The 21,209-nt window shown below is 67.0% G+C and carries 17 protein-coding genes, 2 pseudogenes and 1 riboswitch; of the genes and pseudogenes, 3 read left to right on the forward strand and 16 right to left on the reverse strand.

Going from position 1 to position 21,209, the window contains the following annotated elements; all coding sequences use genetic code 11:
* The 3 genes from QXH22_RS28075 to QXH22_RS28085 all read right to left on the reverse strand — a co-directional run.
* Window positions 1-1,278 (reverse strand): FAD-binding protein (locus tag QXH22_RS28075; protein WP_306277621.1); only part of this gene is annotated, 1,278 nt, incomplete at its 3' end.
* Window positions 1,275-1,775: a VOC family protein gene (locus QXH22_RS28080; RefSeq protein WP_306276875.1), complete on the reverse strand. Its 501-nt coding sequence runs from the start codon at window positions 1,773-1,775 to the stop codon at window positions 1,275-1,277. The genes QXH22_RS28080 and QXH22_RS28075, both read right to left, overlap by 4 nt.
* Before the next feature lie 100 nt (window positions 1,776-1,875).
* The gene (locus QXH22_RS28085) at window positions 1,876-2,565 is read right to left on the reverse strand and encodes a TetR/AcrR family transcriptional regulator (protein ID WP_306276876.1); all 690 of its coding nucleotides are present in this window, start codon (window positions 2,563-2,565) and stop codon (window positions 1,876-1,878) included.
* Window positions 2,566-2,677: 112 nt separating this feature from the next.
* Between QXH22_RS28085 and QXH22_RS28090 the strand changes: the two genes are divergently transcribed.
* Window positions 2,678-3,118, forward strand: coding sequence for a nitroreductase/quinone reductase family protein (locus QXH22_RS28090; protein WP_306277622.1), 441 nt, complete (start codon window positions 2,678-2,680; stop codon window positions 3,116-3,118).
* On the opposite strand, the gene QXH22_RS28095 is transcribed toward QXH22_RS28090, so the two are convergent.
* The 3 genes from QXH22_RS28095 to QXH22_RS28105 form a co-directional block, all read right to left on the reverse strand.
* Window positions 3,115-5,799: a PE family protein gene (locus tag QXH22_RS28095; RefSeq protein WP_306277623.1), complete on the reverse strand. Its 2,685-nt coding sequence runs from the start codon at window positions 5,797-5,799 to the stop codon at window positions 3,115-3,117. The genes QXH22_RS28090 and QXH22_RS28095 overlap by 4 nt on opposite strands.
* A 418-nt stretch (window positions 5,800-6,217) precedes the next feature.
* Window positions 6,218-6,880: a hypothetical protein gene (locus QXH22_RS28100; RefSeq protein WP_306240490.1), complete on the reverse strand. Its 663-nt coding sequence runs from the start codon at window positions 6,878-6,880 to the stop codon at window positions 6,218-6,220.
* Window positions 6,881-6,980: 100 nt separating this feature from the next.
* Entirely contained in the window at window positions 6,981-7,934 is a 954-nt protein-coding gene (locus QXH22_RS28105; protein WP_306240491.1) for a sterol desaturase family protein, read from the reverse strand.
* 60 nt (window positions 7,935-7,994) lie between these two features.
* Here QXH22_RS28105 and QXH22_RS28110 point away from each other — a divergent pair, with 60 nt between their 5' ends.
* Both QXH22_RS28110 and QXH22_RS28115 read left to right on the forward strand, forming a co-directional pair.
* On the forward strand, window positions 7,995-8,927 hold the full coding sequence (locus QXH22_RS28110; RefSeq protein ID WP_306240492.1) for an alpha/beta hydrolase fold domain-containing protein: 933 nt from the start codon (window positions 7,995-7,997) through the stop codon (window positions 8,925-8,927).
* A complete protein-coding gene (locus QXH22_RS28115; RefSeq protein ID WP_306277624.1) occupies window positions 8,846-10,090 on the forward strand; it encodes an NAD(P)/FAD-dependent oxidoreductase in 1,245 nt (414 codons plus the stop codon). Before QXH22_RS28110 ends, QXH22_RS28115 begins: the two co-directional genes overlap by 82 nt.
* On the opposite strand, the gene QXH22_RS28120 is transcribed toward QXH22_RS28115, so the two are convergent.
* The 10 genes and pseudogenes from QXH22_RS28120 to QXH22_RS28165 form a co-directional block, all read right to left on the reverse strand.
* A complete protein-coding gene (locus QXH22_RS28120) occupies window positions 10,091-10,816 on the reverse strand; it encodes an MgtC/SapB family protein (protein ID WP_306240496.1) in 726 nt (241 codons plus the stop codon).
* An 80-nt stretch (window positions 10,817-10,896) separates the two neighbouring features.
* Window positions 10,897-11,223 (reverse strand): DUF732 domain-containing protein, encoded by a 327-nt coding sequence (locus QXH22_RS28125; protein ID WP_306277625.1) that lies wholly within the window; start codon window positions 11,221-11,223, stop codon window positions 10,897-10,899.
* On the reverse strand, window positions 11,220-12,626 hold the full coding sequence (locus tag QXH22_RS28130; RefSeq protein WP_306277626.1) for a PPE family protein: 1,407 nt from the start codon (window positions 12,624-12,626) through the stop codon (window positions 11,220-11,222). Before QXH22_RS28130 ends, QXH22_RS28125 begins: the two co-directional genes overlap by 4 nt.
* Window positions 12,627-12,658: 32 nt before the next feature.
* The gene (locus QXH22_RS28135) at window positions 12,659-13,897 is read right to left on the reverse strand and encodes a PPE family protein (protein WP_306240499.1); all 1,239 of its coding nucleotides are present in this window, start codon (window positions 13,895-13,897) and stop codon (window positions 12,659-12,661) included.
* Window positions 13,898-14,124: 227 nt separating this feature from the next.
* The gene (locus QXH22_RS28140; RefSeq protein ID WP_306240500.1) at window positions 14,125-14,445 is read right to left on the reverse strand and encodes a DUF732 domain-containing protein; all 321 of its coding nucleotides are present in this window, start codon (window positions 14,443-14,445) and stop codon (window positions 14,125-14,127) included.
* A 58-nt stretch (window positions 14,446-14,503) separates the two neighbouring features.
* Window positions 14,504-15,904, reverse strand: coding sequence for a PPE family protein (locus QXH22_RS28145; RefSeq protein WP_306240501.1), 1,401 nt, complete (start codon window positions 15,902-15,904; stop codon window positions 14,504-14,506).
* 72 nt (window positions 15,905-15,976) lie between these two features.
* The gene (locus QXH22_RS28150; protein ID WP_306277627.1) at window positions 15,977-17,272 is read right to left on the reverse strand and encodes a PPE family protein; all 1,296 of its coding nucleotides are present in this window, start codon (window positions 17,270-17,272) and stop codon (window positions 15,977-15,979) included.
* A 710-nt stretch (window positions 17,273-17,982) separates the two neighbouring features.
* Window positions 17,983-18,303: pseudogene (locus QXH22_RS28155) on the reverse strand (PE/PPE C-terminal domain-containing protein); the annotation flags it as partial.
* 63 nt (window positions 18,304-18,366) lie between these two features.
* Window positions 18,367-19,602, reverse strand: coding sequence for an IS256-like element IS1512 family transposase (locus QXH22_RS28160; RefSeq protein WP_065140125.1), 1,236 nt, complete (start codon window positions 19,600-19,602; stop codon window positions 18,367-18,369).
* 120 nt (window positions 19,603-19,722) lie between these two features.
* Window positions 19,723-20,616: pseudogene (locus QXH22_RS28165) on the reverse strand (PPE family protein); the annotation flags it as partial.
* 364 nt (window positions 20,617-20,980) lie between these two features.
* Window positions 20,981-21,152: riboswitch (M-box (ykoK) riboswitch) on the reverse strand.
* Window positions 21,153-21,209: the final 57 nt, after the last annotated feature.

Raw genomic sequence — 21,209 nt, forward strand, 5'->3', positions numbered from 1 at the left:
GTACATCGCCCGCCCGAGCGACAGGTCGAATACCGCCCATGGGCTTTTATCCTGTGGCGCAACGTATTCGGGCTGTTTATGGAAGTCCGGGTCCTCGCCCTTGGCGGCGAATTCGTTGTAGCGGTCCAGGGATGCGGCGAGATTGCCCGCCGGTATGCCCAGGGCCGTCTCCATCTCGGCGATGGTCTCGTACCCGTCGAGGAATTTGATCAGCGGCATCGCCGGCATCTGCATGTGTGCTTCGTCGACGATCAGGTAGGCGGTCTGCTCCGGCTGTTCGAGCACGAAGGCCGAAGTGCGCGAGTGGTAGGAGTCCTCCGCAACGAAACGTTTGCCGTCCTTGTTGACGATGATGCCCGTCAGCAGGATCTCCGGCGGATAAGCCGCCGCGGTGATGAACAGCTCGTCCATGTATTTGGTGGCACCCCCGGCCGACTCGCCCAGCCGGATGGCCAGCCCGTCGTCGTGTGGATTGCCCAGGATGTACGGCGCCACCAGGCCATGGTGCTTGGTGCGCCGCGGCTGACCCAGCGCCGGCGTGTGCTCGGCGACCATGTCGGGGTTCATCGCGAAGCCGCCGGCCGCGATGACAACCGCTTTCGCCCGCACCGCGCCGGTGTCGGAGAAGTGCTTCCAGCTCACGCCGACAACCGCGCCGTCGTTGTCGACGATCAGGTTGGTGACCCCGGTCTCGTACTGGACCTGCACGCCGAGTTCGTCAGCGCGTTTGACCAGCAGGTCGATCACCATCGCTGCGCCGCCCAGTTCACCGGGCACCGGCACGGAGTGTCCGCGCGGCGCGGGCTTGGCCTGCTCGCAGAACGGCCACACCTTCTCGTTGCCCGTGTAACTCAGCCCCTCGGTGCCCGGCGGCACCACCACTTTGCCGGGGTAGTAACTGCGCTCGAACTGAAAGCCAAGTGCCTCAAGCCAATTGAAATGCTCGACACTGTCCTCGCAATAGGCGCGGATCTTGTCGAGCTCGGGCTCGCGGGACACCGCGACCAGGTACTTGTACATCTCCTCGGGAGAGTCGGCATGACCCGTCGCCTCCTGGACCGCGGTGCCGCCGCCCAGATAGAAGTGGCCGCCGGCCATTGCGGTGGTCCCACCGGCGGCGGCTGCCCGTTCCAGTACGAGCACCCGTGCACCCGCGGCCGCGGCGCTGACGGCCGCGCAGCCACCGGCGATGCCGAAGCCGATCACCAGCACGTCGACCTCGTCCGACCAGGACTCGACCGTGTCCACGTTGACCGTGGTGGGGATGTCGGTGCTCACCGCTGCTCCTGTTTTATGTAGTCGTAGAACGCTTTGATCTCGGGCGAGAGGTACGCGATCTCCACAAACGGGACACCCGCCTGCGGCGCGCTGACGTAGGCGAAGTGAATGCCGCCGGGCATGACGCCCTGTTGCACCACCTCAGCATCGTGACGGGTCGCGTCGGCAAGTGCGGCGTCGAACGCCCCCAGCGATTCGGCCTCCATGCATATGTGGTGCAGACCGGGGCCATGGTCCCGCAGGAATTCACTATAGATATTCTCTCCGCGGACCGGCGCGATCAGTTCCAGCTGCATGTCTCCGAGGTAGCTCAGCGAAATGCCCGCGACGAAGTCAGCAGGCTCACCGCGGAAGCTGCAGGTGTCCGGCGCAAAGTGGACGTCGGGTATCCGCACCCACTTGCGAGCGCCTAAAAGCCCGGTGAGAGCCGTTTCCGTGGCCTCGAGGTCCGGCGTCACCCAGGCGATCTGGATCGGTGACGCAGCAAGAAAGTTCATCGTCACGCAGACTATCGCAGCGCGCGGTCGGCAGAAAGAACGGGGAAAAACTTTGCCGCCGAGGCCAGCACCGGCCCCACGGCGGCCTGCTGAACATGTTCTAGTTCGGCTGGTCGAACAGGCCGATCAGCAACCGGACCTGGGTGTCGAACACGCTCCTGGGGTCGGTCACGGTGTCGGACCCGTACTGCTGGAACACCTCCATGCTGATCGCCCCCAGCACGCCGGCCCACAACAGGAAGCAACGGGCCATCACGCGATCGTCGCCCGGAAAGCCGAACTCGCGCCGGATGCGTTCGAAATCAGACGACATCGGTTGCGGCGCAGCATCACTGGTCAGCTTGATGTCGCCCGTCGTGATTCCGGTCGCGATGGCGTCGAACAGGTCTGCGACCACGCGGGTGCCGACTCCCACCGTGCGGTCCGGCGGCGCGTGGTATCCGGGTACCGGGCTGCCGTACAGCAGCGCCCAGCGCGCCGGGTGCGCGACAGCCCAGGCGCGCACCGCGTGCGTGATGGCCAGCACGTCGTCGCTCCAGAAGTCGCTCTCGGTGCCGTCGCGGGCCTGGCGCACCGCGTCGGCCAGGTCGGAGTAGGCGTCGACAAGGAGCAGGGTCAGCAGTTCGTCCCGGTTGGCGACGTAGCGGTAAACGGCCGAGGAAACCATGCCCAACTCGCGGGCAATCGCTCGCAGCGACAACCCGGCCGCGCCGTGCTCCACCAGATGGCGGCGCCCGAGTTCGATGATCTTCGCCTCGATCTGCTCCCGCGATTCCTGGCGTGTGCCCACGGGGTCAAGTCTGGCAGGACCGAGATCACCGCTCTTGCTTTTCGGTCACGGTTGTGACACGGTCAACCCAATACGAGAGCAGTGCTCTCGTATTGGGTTGAGGGAGGTCAGCATGTCCACGCAGTATCAACAACCGAATGCGGCCGCCCGGTCCGCGAATGCGGTGATCCGCTGGCTCGCCGAACTGGGCATCAGCATCGCCGGGACCCGGGCGCTGCGAGTGCGAGGCCGCAAGACCGGGAAGCCGCGCAGCGTGGTGGTCAACCTGCTGATCCTCAACGGGGACGAGTATCTCGTGTCGCCCCGCGGCAACACGCAGTGGGCGCGCAATGTCAGGGCCGCCGGGGTCGTCGAAACCGGCCCGCGCTGGCGACGGCGACGGGCCACCGTCACCGAGGTCGCCGACGACGGTAAACCCGAGATCCTGCGCCGGTATCTGCAGCGGTGGTACTGGCAGGTGAAGGATTATGTGGGCGGCGTGACGCCGGATTCCGGCGACGACGAGTTGCGCGCCGCCGCGACCCGCATTCCGGTGTTCGCTCTCGCTCGTTAAGGGGTGCCGGTAGTCCCTGGGGATCCGTCCAAGCCGTCGGCGCCGGCCGCGCCCCCCAGGCCACCGGTGCCGCCGGCACCGGCGCTGACCTGCGCGTAACCCAAGCCATCGCCGCCGTCGCCACCAGGACCGCCGCTGCCGGCAGGCTGCATCGCATTGCCGCCGTTACCGCCGTCCCCGCCCGCGGCGGTGGCAGTGGAAGTGGCCTGCAACACGACGGCGTCGCCGCCGCGCCCGCCCGCGCCGCCACCGGCACCGCCGTCGGCTCCATCGCCACCGCGGCCGGCCGTAGCAGTCGCTGTCGACGTCTCACTGCCAATCAAGGCCGAGCCACCCTCGCCGCCTGCACCGCCGGTCGCGGTGGCACCGCCGGCGGTCCCGGCCACGCCGTTGCCGCCAACTGCGTTTCCGGAACCCTCGCTGGCCGCATCACCGCCGCGGCCGCCTGCGCCGCCGCCCCCGCCGGTGCCGCCACGCGCTCCGTCGGCGCCGATGGCGTCGCCGCTGCCCAAATTCCTGGCATCGCCGCCCCTTCCGCCCGCTCCGCCGCTGCCGGTCGCACTGTCCCCGCCGGCGCCACCGGCGGCACCAAAGGCATCGACCGTCGACGATGCGCCGGCATACCCCAGTCCGCCTCGTCCACCGTCACCCCCATTGCCGGATGTTCCCGACCCGCCGGCGCCGCCCACAGCGGCAATCGCGGTTGTCGTGCCCTCGGTTCCCGCGGCACCACCCTCACCGCCGAACCCTCCGGTGACACCGGCGCCGCCGGCTCCACCCACACCGCCGGTGGCGAGCCCCGGCGACGCGATGTTGTTCGTATACGCCAACCCGCCTGCTCCGCCGTCGCCTCCGCTGGCGCTGATGCCGACGCCCCCGGCCCCGCCCGCGCCGCCGACGGCGTCGCCAATGCCGCGGTTTTCTACGAACCCGCCTCCCCCGCCATAGCCGCCGGCGGTTCCCGTGCCGCCGGCACCGCCGGCGCCGCCGGTCGCCGTGGCCGCAGACGTCTCGTTGTCGATGATCGCGCTGCCGCCACCGCCGCCGTTACCGCCTGCGGAGGTGACACCGCCGTCCGTGCCGGCGGCGCCGGCTCCGCCGAATGCGTTCCCGGTGCCCGAGTGAAGCACATCGCCGCCACTGCCTCCGGCGCCACTACCAGCAGGTCCGACGCCGGCAGTCCCGCCCTTGCCACCGAAGGCGTCGCCGCTCCCTTCATGGAACGCGCCTCCGCCGCGGCCGCCGTCGCCACCCACGCCTACCGTCGCGGCACCTCCAGCCCCGCCGGTCCCGCCGGTGGCGGTTCCCACCCCATAGCCTCGCGATACGCCCCCGTCGCCGCCGTAGCCGCCGGCGGCCCCGGTCCCGCCGTCGCCGCCGGTGCCGCCCACGCCGGAGTCGCCGATTCGTCCTCCCGTGCCGCCGGTGCCGGCGGCCCCGCCGCGTCCGGCGTCACCGCCCGTCCCACCGGTGCCGCCATCGCCTGCACCGATCCCGTCGCCTCCCCTGCCGCCGGTGCCCCCGGTTCCGCCCGTACCGCCGTTACCGTTGACACCGCCGTTGCCAGCCCCGCCAGTGCCACCGACGCCTCCGGTTCCACCTTGAGCGCCCATGACACCGCCGCCGTTAAAGCCCGTGCCGGTTTCGCCTTCCAGCCCCGTACCACCCGTACCCCCGGTGCCCCCGGTCCCGCCGGTGCCCGCGCCGCCCGTGACCGCCCCACTGCCGCCAAGACCGGCGGCCCCGCCTGTGCCACCGGCACCACCGATCCCGGCACCGGAGCCACTGTCTGCTGCGCCCGCGCCACCGTGGCCGCCCATCCCGCCGGTGCCACCCACACCGCCGTTGCCGCTACTGCCGCTCGTACCCGAGTTGCCGCCGAAGAATCCGGACGCGCCACCGGCTCCGCCCGCCCCGCCGACGCCGCCCATACCGCCCTGACCACCGGTCTGACCTGCGCCGCCGGCCCCGGCATTCACTCCGTCAACACCGGCGGTTCCGGCTAGGCCCGCTCCGCCCGTCCCCCCGACGCCGCCCGCGCCGCCGATGCCGCCGCCGCCGCCGGCGCCCCACAGCAATCCGCCGTTACCGCCGGCTCCACCAGTGCCGCCGGCCCCGCCGGTGCCACCTTGAACGCCCGCGCCGCCGGTGGCCCCGGTCAGGCCGATACCGCCGGCACCGCCCCGGCCGCCGTTGCCGAAAAGGCCGGCATCGCCGCCCCGGCCGCCGGACTGCCCGGCCGCTCCGGACCCGCCGTTGCCCCCGTTGCCCCACAGCAGCCCACCTGCCCCGCCGTTGGCTCCGGTTCCTGCTGCGCCGTCGGCGCCATTGCCGATCAGCGGTCGGCCCAACAACATTCGGGTGGGGGCGTTGACCACCTCGAGCACCAACTGTTCGGCGCTGGTCACTTCGGCGGATGCGTAGGCATTGGCGCTCCCCATCAGGGTGCGCACGAACTGGTCATGAACCGCGGCCGCCTGGCCGCTGAAGGTCTGATAGGTCTGGCCGTGGAGGGAAAACAGGGCCGCGATAGCCGCCGACACCTCGTCTTCGGCCGCGGCCAGCACACTGGTCGTGGCGCCGGCCACCATCTGGTTGGCGGTGCTGACTACCGATCCGATTCCGGCGACGTCTGCGGCTGCTGCCGTCATCGCTGCGGGGAACGCGATCACCTGCGACATGAAACGGGCCCTGTCTGTCTATGTGGTGAGGGGATGTGATGATCCCGGGGGCCCGATCCCGGCAAAGTCCCGATCGTGGGCCGTCGGCTGCCACCGTTCCTGTGATCGGCGACCCCGAAGGACCCAGGCTCGGATCGTAACTTCGGTTTTCCGAAAAATGCCTGATTTCCAGCAATTCTCCTCGACTATTTCGGCCGTTGATTTGGCTGCCTAATTGGTATATAAGCGATCCGCGCCGCCAGTTCAGGGCAAACGAAATCGCGAGCATTTCGAATGCGAAAAACACTAATCGGCAATGCATTTGAGTTTCAGGCGTCAACCACAGCTAATAAAATGTGAGAAACGCATGAACCCGATGCCGACACACTGCGATAATTGGAATCCGGCTCTAGTCCGTGGCGAACCGTCGCACGAAAGACTACGGATTGAAGCCGGTGTCCTCGTGAACCTGCTGGGTGACCGCCTGCCAGGAGACCGCCGCCGGCAGCGTGCCCCACACGCTGTTGAAGATCCCGACGATCTGGCCGGACCCGTCACCCGCCAGGTAGATCGGGCCGCCCGAGTCGCCCTGCTGGGTCTGGACACCGTTGCTCATGGTGAACCAGCCGTTGTTGACGCTGTCGACCGTTCCGCAGGTCTCGCCGGTGATGATGCCGAAATGGCAGACGGCCTGGCCCGGCGCCACCGTGCCCGGTCCGGAGCGCAGTTGCCGGCCACCCGGCAGCGCGTTGCTCACGGTCACGTTGTCGGCCAGGGCAATCGCCTCGTAGTCGGCGATCATCTGGTCGGTGGCCACCGTCGAACCGGTCGGAGTGTTGTCACGGAAGGTCGTCATGCGGCCGATGACGTTGTTGGCCTGGTCGGTCACGGTGCCGCCCCCGCGGCAGTGTCCGGCCGTGTAAGCCATGTGCATCCGGACGTCGACGAATCCCAGCGTGCACACCCGGTTGTCCTGATGAATCTCCATCCCCGGATAAACGACCGCGGGGTCCGCGACGGCAATTGCCGGCGCAAGCGCCGACACCGACGCCACGAGCATCAGGGATGCCGTTACTGAACGCAACACCGTCCGGCGCACCATCGGACTCCGATCCATCCCGGGCCGACACAGCGCCGACCTCCCCTATCGAGGTTACGGATTGATAACCCCATAGTGGTTTTCGCGCCTCGTGACCGATGCGTTACCGAGACGCCGCAAGCGGGCTGCTTTTCTCGGCCCGCCCGGCCGTGCGCGGCGTCCAACCGGGAGGTCCGAACACGTAGCCGAACCGGTCGCGCAGCCGGGTGGCCGATCGGACGTCGCGAGCGATCGCCACGTACTCGTGGGTCTGCAATTTCCAGATGTTGAAGGTGTCCACCTGCTTGGTCAGGCCGTAGTGCGGCCGGAATAGTTCCTTCTGGAAGCTGCCGAACATCCGGTCGAAGATGATGAAAATTCCGCCGTAGTTCTTGTCCAGATAGACCGGATCCATGCCGTGGTGCACCCGGTGGTGCGACGGAGTGTTGAAGATGAACTCGAACCAGCGCGGCAGCTTGTCGATGCGCTCGGTGTGCACCCAGAACTGATAGATCAGGTTCAGCGACCAGCTGAAGAAGATCAGCCACGGGGGAAGTCCGAGCAGCGGCAGCGGCAGCCACATCAGGATCTCGCCGCTGTTGTTCCACTTTTGCCGCAGCGCAGTGGCGAAGTTGAAGTATTGGCTTGAATGGTGCGCCTGGTGGGTAGCCCAGATGAGCCGGATGCGGTGGGCGGTGCGGTGGTAGGCGTAGTACAGCAGGTCTACGCCGACGATCGCGACGACCCAGGTGTACCACTTGGTCGCGGGGAGGTGCCACGGAGCGAGGTAGGCATAGATCGCGGCATACCCGAACAGCGCCAGGGTCTTCCAGGCCGCAGTCGTGGCTATCGACACCAGGCCCATCGAGATGCTCGCCATGGAATCGCGGGTGAGGTACGCACCCGATGACGGCCTGTCCTTCGACGGGTTCTTCGCCGCAGCGGCATCAAGCTTTTCCAGCTTGCGGGCCGCGGTCCACTCCAAGGTCAACAGCAAGAGGAAGAACGGTATGGCAAACAGCACCGGGTCCCGCATCTCCGGAGGCAGCCCCGCAAAGAAGCCCGCTATAGCACTCACGGCAGACAGATTACTGTCATCGCGCACTCACCGTGCCGGGTTCTGTCACGGTGGGCAGCAGTGAGGACTCTGAGGCGCCCGGTGCGCAAACCCCACGTGACGCAGCGTCTGCTCCGGGCGTCCGGCATGCGCAACCGGATGTTCCCGCCGGCGAAGCTGGCGAGCTGGGCCGCCAACCCCCGGCCGCCCTATTGCGGGATGCCGTCGAAGCTGGTCCAGAAGAAGATCGAAGTCGTGCGCGGCGATCTCAACGGTCGCCCCGTCTACCAGGTCAGCCCCCGCCACGTCGACTCCCGGCAGCACCGCGGTCACCTGATCTACCTGCACGGTGGCGCCTACGTGCTGGATCTGCTCCCCCATTTTCACTGGCCGGCCATTGCCCGGCTGGCGACCATGCTCAACCGCACCATCACGGTGCCGATCTACCCGATCGCGCCCGAAAGCAACTACCGACAGGTGTTTCCGTTCCTGCTACAGCTCTACCGCAGCATTCTGGAGACGCGTGATCCGGATTCCGTTGCCTTCATGGGCGATTCGGCCGGTGGCGGGATGGCGTTCGCGCTGTGTCACGCCGTGCGCGACGCGGGCCTGCCGCAGCCCACGGATGCGGTACTGCTCTCGCCGTGGATGCACCTCGGGTTGCCGGACCCCGAGGTGCCCAACGTCGCCAAGATCGATCCGTTCCTCAATCTCGACGACCTGCGCGCCGCGGGCATCCGCTACGCCGGCGGCGACCCGCTCGACACTCCCCTGCTCAGCCCGAGTGTGGGTCCACTGGACGGGCTGCCAAGGCTCACGGTTTTCACCGGAACCCATGATGTACTCAATCCCGACGCCCGCGCCTTCCGTAGCCGCGCGGCGTCCGAAGGGCTGGACATCGGCTGGTACGAACTCGAGGGAGGCATGCACACATGGATGCTGCTTCCCGGGCAACAGGCCAAGGCGACGCTGGGCCAGATTCGCGACGTGCTGTCGGTGCCCGCCAGGTCCTGATCATCGGCTCGGGTTTCGCCGGGCTGTGGACCGCGCTGGGTGCCGCGCGACGCCTCGACGAGCTCGCCGTCCCGTCGGGGGGTGTGGAGGTGACGGTGCTCAGCACTCAGCCGTTCCACGACATCCGGGTGCGCAATTACGAGGCCGACCTGAGCAGCTGCCGCATCCCGCTCGCGGAGTTGCTCGACCCCGTCGGCGTCGCCCATGTCACCGCGCAGGTGACGGGTATCGACGTCGACGCCCACGTGGTGACCACATCGGCCGGCGCCGAGTACCGGTATGACCGCCTGGTCCTGGCGGCGGGCAGTGGCGTGAACAAACCCGACGTTCCGGGACTGCGTGAGTTCGGTTTCGACGTCGACACCTACGACGGGGCCATGCGCCTGCGACGCCATCTGGAAGCGCTGCCCGACGAACCGGCGGCGGCCACCGTTGTGGTGGTAGGGGCCGGCCTGACCGGGATCGAAACCGCGTGCGAGTTGCCGCACCGGCTGCGCGAACTGGGCATGACGCCGCGGGTGGTGCTGGTCGACCACAATCCGCTGGTCGGTTCCGGCATGGGCGCTTCGGCCCGGCCGGTGATAGAGAAAGCGTTGTCCTACAACGGTGTTGAGTGCCGCACCGGCGTCGGCGTCACGGCCGTCGGCCAGGCGAGCGTGTCACTGACCTCGGGAGAGCAGCTGGACACCGCCACCGTCGTGTGGTGTGCCGGGATGCGGGCCAGCGCGCTCACCGAGCAGTTGCCGGTGACCCGCGACCGGTTGGGGCGCGTTGCGGTCGATGACTATTTGAGGGTGATCGGGGTTCCGGGTGTCTTCGCGGCAGGCGACGTGGCCGCTGCCCGGATGGACGAGGAGCACCTTTCGGTCATGTCGTGTCAGCATGGCCGGCCGATGGGGCGATACGCGGGGTACAACGTGATCAGCGATCTGTTCGGCGAGCCGCTGCTGGCGCTCCGGATCCCGTGGTACGTCACGGTTCTCGACCTCGGCCCGGCGGGCGCGGTATATACCGAGGGATGGGACCGCGTCGTGGTCGCGCAGGGTGCCCAGGCAAAGGCCACCAAGCAGACGATCAACACCAAACGGATCTATCCGCCCCTGACCGCCCGTCGCGCCGACCTGCTCGCCGCCGCCGCACCGGAGCTGCAGGCGCGACCCTGATCAGTCGGGCTGGCCGGAGGGCAGCATCGGGGTGGTCTGCTCGCCGGCGTACCAGTGCACCGCATAGATGCCCGGTTGCAGCGACAACTCAGCCACCAGCCGTTCCAGCTTGGCTGCGGAGTGACCGCCCAGAAGTACGTGTGCCGTCAAGGCGACGTTGTCTTCGGCTTGTCCGGTGTGAATGCCGCGCAGGATGATGTCGTTGCTGCGGGTGTGCTGCACGATCTGGGCGCGCGCGTACTTCGCCGATTTGGGCCGGCACACCACTTGGACCTGGTAGGGCTCGAGTCCCTCGTCGTCGTCTCCGGAGTTGTCGTGGTCGATGAGCCGGCCCAGCGGTCGTCCCAGCAGGTGGATGGCGACCACCGTGCCGGTGGCGATCAGGGCGAATACCAGATGTCCGGAGGCGGCCAGCACGCCGACCGCGGCCGAGCACCACAGCGTGGCGGCCGTGTTGAGGCCCCGGACGTTGGCACCCTCGCGCAGGATGACACCGCCGCCCAGGAATCCGATGCCGGACACCACATAGGACGCGACCCGGGTAGGGCTGCTGTCCTCGGTGGCCGCGGCGTAGAGCACGAACAGCGTCGCCCCGGCCGCCACGAGCGCGTTGGTGCGCAGGCCCGCCATGCGCGCCCGCCATTGCCGCTCCAGCCCGATCAGGGCGCCGCATCCCACGCCGACGGCCAGGCGGAGCGCGAAATCGGCGATCGTCAGCGTGTGCACGGCGCCACTCCTCTCCTCGAACCGCAAGGCAACCAGAATCGGGTTAACACTCGGTGGCGGCCAGGCGAACCCGGTTGCCGCTAGAAGTACCCGCCCTCGGGTTGGCCCAGGTGCTCGGGGCAATAGGTATTCGACGCGATAGCCGTGAACAGGGCCGCGCCATCCAGGGTCAGTCCGGGATTCTGGTTCCGCACGTCCGTCAGGACCTGCAGACCGGTTTCGCCGTTGCGCATCAGACCGCATACCGCTTGGGCGGACGTGATGGCCCGGTTCGGGTCGGGGACGGTGATGCCGGCGTTGGCCAGAGCGGAGAGAAACGCCGCATCGTCGCCATTGGGGTCTGCGTGCGCGGGGACAGCCAAACCGATCGTGGCGACGACCGCGGCTATTGCGAGCGCCGGCCTCATGTGCCACCCAATTGCGCATCGGGCAGTGTCACCTTGGGCTTGTCCTTGTTGGACACGTGCACTGCGTGGATTCCCGGCTCTTTCGACAGCTTATCGAGGAGCGCGTCCAAACCGGCCTTATCGACATTCCAGTGTTTCACCGAGTCCGGTTCTTTCTGCAATTTCGCGATGACGCTGTCCAGCTTGACCGGCTCGACATGACCTTTCCCGCCGTTGGCCCGGGCCCGGGCACCACTGCCGCTGAGGACTTGAGCGCCCCCCGCGCCGAGTGCGCCACCGGTCATGCTCCCCAGGGCCATCTGGTTGACGAGGTCCGCCGGCACGCCCGCCGCGGGTGCCGCGGACAGGCTGGTGGCCGACAGCGCCGTCGAGGCCATCCTGATCGCCGGAGTCGCCGAGGCCCAACTCGGCGGAACCGACAACTTTCCCACCACGTTGGCCTCGCCCACGCTCGCGGATGTCGCGCTGGTCAGGCCGGCCGACGGCGCCATCCCCAGCCCGGCTCCCAGCGCGGATTTGGGAATGTTTTCCAGAGGGGGCTTCCAGAAGAGCTTGAACTCGGTCATGGCAAGGTTCGGCACGCTCATGCTGTCGTTGGCAACCACACTGAAGCGACCGATGTCGGCCAGGATCCCGAAGGTGTTTTCCCAGGTTGAGGCGGCCAATGGCGTACCTGTCAGAGCATTGAGGAGCTGACCCATGGCTTGGATGTACGCGCTGCCCCCGCTGCCCAGTGCCTCGAAGACCTGCAGGACGATGTCGAACGGAAACACCGGTGCCGCAGTGGGCGCAGCTGCCGCAGCAGTCGCCGCCGCGGTACCAGCCGCCAACCCACTGGCCTGTCCGACCGAAGCTTGTTGGGCGGCGAGGCCTGATTCGTTGGTGATCTGCGGTGGTTCGGTGTAGGGCGTCAGTCGCGCGGCCGCCGCCGACGACGTGGTGTATGCGAGCATCGCGGCGGTGTCCTGAGCCCACATCTCCCCGTACTGCGCCTCCAGCGCGGCGATGGCGCCCGTGTTTTGCCCGAAGAGGTTAGTTGCCACCAGCAGAGCCAGCTGGCTGCGGTTGATTGCGATCTCCGTCGGCGGTACAACTGCCGCGAATGCCGTCTCGTACGCGCTCACGGCTGCCTTCGCCTGGTCTGCCGCCGCCTTGGCCTGTGCCGAGGTCGCCGACATCCACGCCACATAGGGCGCGGCAGCCGCTGCCATCGCGGCCGCTGACGGCCCGGTCCACGATTCGTTCGCCAACCCGTCGACGATCAAGCCGTAAGAGGCTGCCGTGGATTGTAATTCGGCTGCCAAGCCGTCCCATGCGACAGCGGCGGCAATCATCGGAGCGGCACCCGGGCCGGCATACATGAGAGCGGAGGTGATCTCCGGTGGTCGCACCGCAAAGCTCATAAGCCCGGCCTTTCTGCTGCGGATGTCATAAGTCAGTCCGCCGGTATCACGATGATGGTCGCCGTGGTGGCGACGTCGTCGGCCGCTGCGACGCCACCGTTGCTGCCGGCCGCGCCGTTACCCACGGTGCGGATGCTGGCCCCGGCCAGCGCGCGTCCGGCCAGGCTCGCCATGGCCATTTCGCCGAATAAGCCGCCCTCAGCGGCCGCCGGCGCCGCGGCCAGAGCGGCGGGGCTGGCCGCAGGCAGTACGGAAGCCATCGTCCTCATCACCGGAGCGGCGGTCACCCAGCCTTGAGGCACTGACAGGGATCCAACCAGGGTGGACTGTCCCATTGATCCGGCAACTCCGGGAGTGACTGTTGCCACGTAGCCGGCGCGCAGTGGTGAGAGGCCGGCAATTGGTTTTCCGCCGGTACTCAGCAGCGAGGCGACGCCGGGCGCGTTCTGGGACAACCCGAGTATCTGCAGGGCGAACAGCCACCATCCGCCGGCGAGCACGAATCCGATGATGGGGCTGTAAGCACCGGTGATAGCGGCGAAGAAGGGCCGGATTGCCACCACGTACGGATTGATGGCTTCGATGACCGAGCCGATCGGCGTCGAAGCCGCCGGTGCGGCTGCCGCCGGACCCACCGCCTGCAGCGCGTTGGGCACTGCGGTCATCAGCTGCGACAGCCCCGATTGCGTCTCGGCGGCGCCGACTGCCTCGGTCACCGCCGCGGTCTGTCGGCCCACACCCGAGGGGTCGGTGGTCTCCGGTGGCTCGGTAAACGGCGTCAGCACCGTCGCGGACGCCGACGATGCCGCGTAGCCGTACATTGCGGCGGCGTCCTGGGCCCACATCTCGACATAGAGAGCCTCGGTGGCAGCGATGGCGGCCGTGTTCTGACCCAGCAGGTTGGTGGCGATCAACGCCATCAGCAAACTTCGGTTGGCCTCGATCACCGGTGGCGGCACGGTCGCCGCGAACGCGGCCTCGTAGGCGGCCGCGGCAGCTTTAGCCTGAACCGCCGTCTGTTCCGCCTGTGTCCCCGTCGAGGTCAGCCAGGCCACGAAGGGTGCCGCTGCCGTCAGCATGGCCGTGGCGGCCGGGCCGTGCCAGGACCCTACGGTGACGCCATCGACCGTCGAGCGGTAGGCCGCGGAGGTGGAATGCAACTCGGCGGCCAGCGCATCCCACGCCGCCGCGGCAGCCAGCATCGGCCCCGATCCCGCCCCCGTATACATGCGTCCCGAGTTGATTTCCGGCGGCAACGCCCCGAAGTCCATCTATTCCCTCCGGTCCCCATTGTGGGCGCCATGGTAATCGCCGGTTTCCCATTCTGCGGGCACGTCCGGTCGATCTCATATGAAGTCCACCAGATGCCCCAATGACATACCGCGCAATTCCACGTACTTCCGGTTTGGGCACCGAGAAAGTGGAGCCGGGTTCGGGCCGGGCCGGTTGGGTCTGCTGCCGTGCAAAACCCAGAATCAGGTGACGGGAGAAGGATTCATCAGCTCTTCGAGAGATGTTGCGGGCAGTAGTACTTCGACGAGATGACGGCGAACTCGGCCGCGGCGTCCAAGTTGAACGCCGGGTTGTGCGTCTGCACATCATGGACGAGTTCCAAGCCCGACTCGCCGTTGTTCAGGCAGGTGCACACCGCCTGGGCGGACCGAATCGCCTGAGCCGGCGAGTTGTAACCGATGTCGGCCGTGTGCAGAGCCGAGAGGAACGCGTCGTCCCCCCCACCACCGTCTGCGGGGTCGGCATACGCCGGGGCGGCCAGGCCGATCGTGGCGCAGACGCCGAGCAGTGCGAGAAGCCGTCTCATGTCGATACCTTTCTTCAGTTCCTCTTGAGTTCCGGGCGCCCATATGCGCCCTATTCGGTCAGCCCAATTGCGCATCCGACGGCACTACTGTCTTCTCGCCTTTAGACAGGTGCACCGCATGGATTCCGGGTTTCTTGGCCAGTTGTTCGAGCAGACTGTCGAGACCTTCCTGATCGACGGTGTGGTGCTGGACACTGTCCGGTCTTTCGGAGATCTGGGCGACCATCCGTTTGAGCATTTCCGGCGATTTCAGGTCTTTGAGGTCCTTCACCGGCGTGAGGCGGCTGCGCGTACCCGTCCGCCCGGAGGGGCCGGGCACGCCGGCGCCCAGGGCGGCTCCGGTCATACCGGCCAGCGACATCGAGCTGAGCAGGCCGCCCTGGCCGAGTTCGGCGGCCGGCACGGCTTCGGGACCGGCCGCTGACAGCGCCGCGGCGACAGTCCTGATCGCCGGGGTGTTCGCGGCCCAGCTCGGCGGAACCGTCAAAGACCCGACCAGCGTGCCGCGCCCGAAGTTCGCCGTCGGCGCCGTGGCGCTGGTCAGCCAACCCCGGCCCCAGTGCGGCGCCGCCAGCCCGCCGCCGAGCGCGTCTTTCGGCAGCTCGGCCAGACCGGCGGCGGAGTGCGGCCCGAACTTGAGGAACTGCGATACCGGGAAGTTGATCAGCAGCCCGATGTCGTTGAACTGCGTCGTGAAGCCCAACGGCACCTTGAGGGCGGAATACAGCGTCGTGTAGGTGGACGCCCCCGCCGGTCCGAACATGCCGTTCAGCAGGCCGTTGATGGTGGCGGTGTAGTCGGTGCTCAGGTTCGCCAGTGTCTGCAGCAACCCCGAGGCCGGGTCGCCGGCAGCCAGAATGGACTGCGCGACAGTGCCACTGGATGTGCCCGCTGACTGCGCGGCAGCGGCGGCCTGGTTGACCAACCCGCCGGCATTGGCGATCTGCGGCGGCTCGGTGAACGGTGTCACCCGGGTCGCGGCGGCCGACGAACCGGCGTAGGTGTCCATGGCCAGCGCGTCCTGCGCCCAGAACTCGGCGTATTGGGCCTCCGTGGCGGCGATCGCCGCGGTGTTCTGTCCGAACAAGTTGGTCGCCATCAGCGATGCCAACTGGGCACGGTTGGCCGCGATCTCCTCCGGCGGCACATGAGCAGCGAAAGCCGCCTCGTAGGCGGCGGCGGCCGCGGTGGCCTGGCTTGCTGTTTGCGTGGCCTGCGCGGCAGTGGCGCTTACCCAGGTCACGTAGGGCACCGCCGCTGCCGCCATGGCCGCCGACGACGGACCGACCCACGGGCCACTGGTCAGGCCGGTGATCACCCCCGTCAGAGATGCGGCGGTGGACTGCAGTTCAGCGGCCAGCCCGTTCCACGCTGCCGCAGCGGCCAGCATGGGCCCGGCGCCCGGACCGGTGTACATCCGGCCCGAATTGACCTCCGGCGGAAACGCTGCGTAAAACATGTCGGCCTACCCCCTGCCCCGATAGAGCATCGGGATTGCTTGTGTCGGAATACGATTCGCGATCGCCACGGCTCACTCCTCCAGAGCCGGCAGGACGAAGATCATCGCTGCGGCCGGGTCGGCTGCCGCGACCACGCCGCCCAGTGACGCGGCCGCCGCACCTCCGCTTCCCGAGGTCGACGTAGTGGCGGCCAGGGCCCGTCCTGCCAGGCTGGACAGAGCCATCTGGCCGAAGACACCGGACTCCCCCGTCAGCGTGGCCGCCGGTGCGGCCGCCAGATTGGCTGACAGTGTGGCGGCGACGGTTCGAATGGCTGGCGCGGCAGTGGTCCACCCCTGCGGCACAGACAAGCTGCCCACCAGCGCGGCTCGTCCCATGGCGCCCGAGGCTCCGACTGAGCCGGTCAGGTGCGGCGGTATCGACTGCGCGATGGGCGCCAGTGCCCCGGTAATCGGCTGTGGGGGCGTGAAGAAGGACGCCAGGCCCTGCCCGTTCTGCCCGTAGGCGTATACCTGCCCGAACGACAGGAACGGACCACCGGGAACAGAACTCAGACCTTGCAGCGAGAACGGTCCGGTGAGCGTTCCCATGACGGTGTTCCAATTCGCGAGGTCCCCCGACAGCCCGGGCGGCAGTGACACCGTCGCGAGCTGTGGCACGGCCAGTCCCTGCAAGAACGATGTGGACCCCGTCGTGGGTGCAGCTCCGACCGTCGTCCCGAGGTTCTGCAGCGCCGCGGGTACCGACGTGACCAGCTGTGACAGCTGCGTCGCCACATCGGAACCGGTTGAGGCGCCGGTAGATTGGGCCACCGCGGCCGCCTGCAGCGCCGGCCCCGAGGCGCTGGTGGTTTGTGGCGGCTCGGTGAACGGCATCAATTCTGTTGCTGCCGAGGATGATCCGGCGTAACCATACATTGCGGCGGCATCCTGAGCCCACATCTCCAGATACTGAGCTTCCGTCGCGGCGATGGCCGGCGTGTTCTGTCCCAGGATATTGGTCGCGATCAACGAGACCAGCAGCGCCCGGTTCGCGGCAATCACCGGTGGTGGAACCGTTGCGGCGAAAGCGGTTTCGTATGCTCCGACCGCAACCTTGGCTTGCGCCGCCGCCTGGTCGGCCCGGGTTGCCGTGGTGGAGATCCACGAGACGTAGGGACCGACCGCGGCAGCCATCGCAATCGCGGTGGGCCCCTGCCAGGTTCCGGCCGTGAGATTCTCGATTGCGGACGCGTAAGACGCTGCAGTGGAATGTAATTCGGCTCCCAGCGCATCCCAGGCGGCGGCGGCGGCCAACATCGGTCCCGGTCCGGGGCCCGTGTACATGCGACCTGAGTTGATTTCGGGTGGCAGTGCCCCGTAATCCATATGTGTTACCTCTTCATCCCCTTGATCACCGCCCGGTGGCTTACGGCGGACGGTCATCACTCCCGCTGTTGAAAGGGCTTGGCAAGCGCGAAGTACTTCGCTAAAACAGGCCCCCCTGTCGATATCGAACGCCATCGTTATTTGAGCATATTGTCATTGCGTTCCCCGTGTGTAATCGCGAAGTAAACAAGACCTCTCAGTGTTGCTGAACCGGGTGTGAAGATGATGCACAGCAATACTCATAAAACGCAATAGAACAGTTTACAGGTCATCACAGAACTCAGCAGCAAAACGCTGAATGCAAATCTCGATATACCCGTAATTTGTGCCCAAATCTACGTATAGGTCCTTCGGGGATACCCGAAGTACGTCAGATCATCGAGAAATTTATCCGGTGTCGGATCGCAACGCGAATATCTCGCCGTCAGGGCGCAAATGTCATGCCGAACCACATATCTCTGCGAAGCGAGGCGAGTGCGGACCGTGCCCTGGACCGTTCGGGATCGGCCGGGCCCGGGCGCCGCCACGGCCCCCGGGGCGAGGGGGCGCAGCGCCTGGTGCGGTGCCGGCCGTCATCAGAAGTTCTCCTAACGTCAGGAACAACCTACGTAAGACGTTAGGGAACGATTGTCATTTACACCTGTAACGAGACTGCGCCTTTCCTGAAGGTTTCCTGAAAGGGCAGAGCTCGCAGGCGAATACGGCGCGCGTCAGCCGGCTGCGGGCGGTCTCATGACCACTATGGGGCGGAAGCCGTATTGCGGGACGGCGCGGCCGTAGGGTTGTGCGGCCACATTCCCCAGCGGGACACCGGGCATTCCGGGTGTTCCAGCCGGCGGCGGAGCCACCATTGGGGTACCGCCCAACGCCGAGTGCAAGGGACTTGTCACTGGCGCCGCCGAGGTCCAGGCTGGCGGTACCGACAGCTTGCCGACGACGCCCGAGTTGCCCACGGCCGCCAAGCCTTGCAGCCCGCCGCCCGACTCGAGTGAACCCGTTGCCGTCGAACCGAGCGCACCTGGCAACACTTCTTGGGCGGTCAAGTCCAGGGACGTGGTGTACGACGTCGTCGTGTGATTCTTCGATGTCGTGACTTATGCGGTTAGTGCCGCGGGGTTGTCCTCCTGTTCTGCTGGTGTGGTGGTGGTCAGGCGGGATTTGCTGAGGACGTCGAGACCCAGGTAGCGCCGTGACTCGGCCCATTCGTCGTGTTGTTCGGCCAGCACAGCGCCGACGAGGCGGATTAGAGCATCGCGGTCGGGGAAGATCCCGACGACATCGGTGCGGCGGCGGATTTCTTTGTTGAGTCGTTCCTGGGGGTTGTTGGACCAGATCTGACGCCAGATCTGCTTAGGAAAAGCCGTGAAGGCCAGCAGGTCGGACCTGGCCGCTTCGAGGTGATCAGCGACCTTGGGTAGCTTGTCGGAAAGCGCGTCGATGATCCGGTCATATTGTGCAGCAACAGAAGTGGCGTCGGGTTGATCGAACACCGAATGCAGCAGGGTCTTGACCCAGGGCCAGGAGCTCTTGGGGGTGATGGCCATCAGGTTGGTGGCGTAATGGGTGCGGCAGCGCTGCCAGGACGCCCCGGGCAAGGTGGCCCCAATCGCTGAGAGCAGTCCAGCATGGGCGTCGCTGGTGACCAGCGCCACCCCAGACAGGCCGCGCGCGGTCAACGAGCGCAGAAACGTCAACCAGCCCGCACCGTCTTCGGCGGTGGTGACGTCGATGCCCAGGATTTCGCGGTAGCCCTCAGCGTTGACGCCCACCGCGATCAGCGCGTGCACGTTGACCACGCGGCCGGCCTCGCGGACCTTGAGTACCAAAGCGTCGGCGGCCATGAACGTATACGGGCCGGCATCAAGAGGCCGAGTGCGGAAAGCCTCCACGGCAGTGTCGAGTTCTTTGGCCATCACCGACACCTGCGACTTCGACAAGCCGGTAATCCCGAGGGTCTCGACCAGCTTGTCCATCCGCCGGGTCGAGACCCCGAGCAGATAGCAGGTGGCCACCACAGTTGTCAGGGCCCGCTCGGCGCGTTTGCGGCGTTCCAGCAGCCAGTCCGGGAAGTAGGACCCCTGGCGCAGCTTGGGAATCGCCAGATCCAAACTGCCTGCCCGGGTATCGAACTGGCGATGCCGATAACCGTTACGAGAGTTAGTCCGCTCGCTGCTGCGCTGACCGTAGGCCGCGCCGCATAGCGCGTCAGCCTCGGCGCCCATCAGCGTGTGGATGAAGGTAGCCAGCAGTTCGCGCAACACATCAGGGTGGGTGGTGGTGAGTCGCTCAGCCAACAGTGCGGGTAGGTCGATATCGTGGGCAGCGGTCATCGCGTCGATCCTTTGCTCTAGTGACTTTGGTCGGTCTCTCGAAGAATCACGCGATGACCCTTTACTAGCCGGCTACGACACGCCGGTCCTCACCTCACGGCCCGACTCGTACACCACTTTCGTGGACGCAACCCCTTGGGCTGCCCCGGCGACATCCGTCATCGCCGGCGCGCCGAACAAACTGGAAAGGGTTCCGACCGTGGCGCCCGGCGTCAACGTGCCGGTCGAGGTGATCGTGTTCCAGATGTTGGCGTTAGGTCCCCACGTCGTCATGAAGTCCTGCCAATTGGCGGGTCCGTTGCCGGTGAGCAGAAAGTTCGTGATCTCTGAAAGTCCTTGGCCGCTGTTGGATCCGGAGAGGCCCTGCAGTGCGTTGGGTACAGCGGAAAAAAGTTGCGACACAGTGCCCTGCTGCCCGGCCGCCGAGGCACCGCCGGCCTGGTTGACGGCGACCGCTTGGGCCGTCAGGCCGCTGGGATTGGCGATTTCGTCGGGCCCCACGAACGGGCTCAACTGGGTCGCGACAGCGGAGTAGCCGGCGTAGCCGTACATGGCGGCGGCGTCCTGGGCCCACATTTGGAGGTACTGCGCCTCCGTTGCCGCTATCGCAGGGCTGTTCTGGCCCAGGATGTTGGTGGCGACCAGAGCGGCCAGCTGTGCGCGATTGGCCGTGATGAGCGCCGGGGGCACGGTCGCCGCATACGCCGCCTCGAAGGCGCTCGCGGCGGCCTCGGCCTGTGCCGCGGTCTGCTCGGCCTGGGCGGCGGTGGCGCTCATCCAGGCCACGTGCGGCGTGGCGGCGGCGGCCATGGAGGCCGACGCGGGACCGAACCACTCCTCGCCAATCAACGCCGAGAGCACGGCGTCGTACGACAAGGCGGTCGCCCGCAGCTCGGCGGCCAACCCGTTCCAGGCCGAGGCCGCAGCGAGCATCGGGCCGGAGCCGGGTCCGGTGTACATCCGCGCAGAGTTGATCTCGGGTGGCAACGCGGCAAAATCCAGGGCGGCAGTCATCGCTCGCCTCCTTGACTGAAGGTAGTGCTGATCGCGGTCGCGCGGACCGCGTGGTGCCCGGCAGACATCTCGGAGTTATCCCGGAGGAACGAAACCGATTCCAGGCAGCATTAATCGCAATTCGTGCAGGACGTTTTCCGTGCACACGAATTACACATGCGCATTTATTGCGCGCAGGACGCTATCGGCCGAATAGACTCATATTGCGAAATCAGCGGCCGGGCCGGATCGAGACGAAATGGTCTTCGATCTCGGATACGGACTATCGTCGGGACTCACTCCGCTCTCACCTCCTTCGGGCCGGGGCGCACGGGGGCGCCGGGCGCACGCATCACGGAGATGAGGCCAACGGAAAACCGCTGGGCCAGCACCTCTCTCGACAGAGCTTTGGCACCACACGGCGTATCCGGCCGAAACCGGAAGCCACTTGGGCTCAACCCTTAAGCCGGGAAGAGCTGTCCTGACCCTGGGCGTCTTTCGACGTTCGAGGTCAGTGGCCTATGTCCGTGCAGACGCCTCACCTAGCGAGGTGCATGCAAAGTCATCGTGGCACTCGAATCGTCGACAGTCAACTCACGACCCACATTTCACAG

The sequence above is a fragment of the Mycobacterium sp. TY814 genome, from assembly GCF_030755175.1.
In the GTDB taxonomy this organism is placed as follows: Bacteria; Actinomycetota; Actinomycetes; order Mycobacteriales; family Mycobacteriaceae; genus Mycobacterium.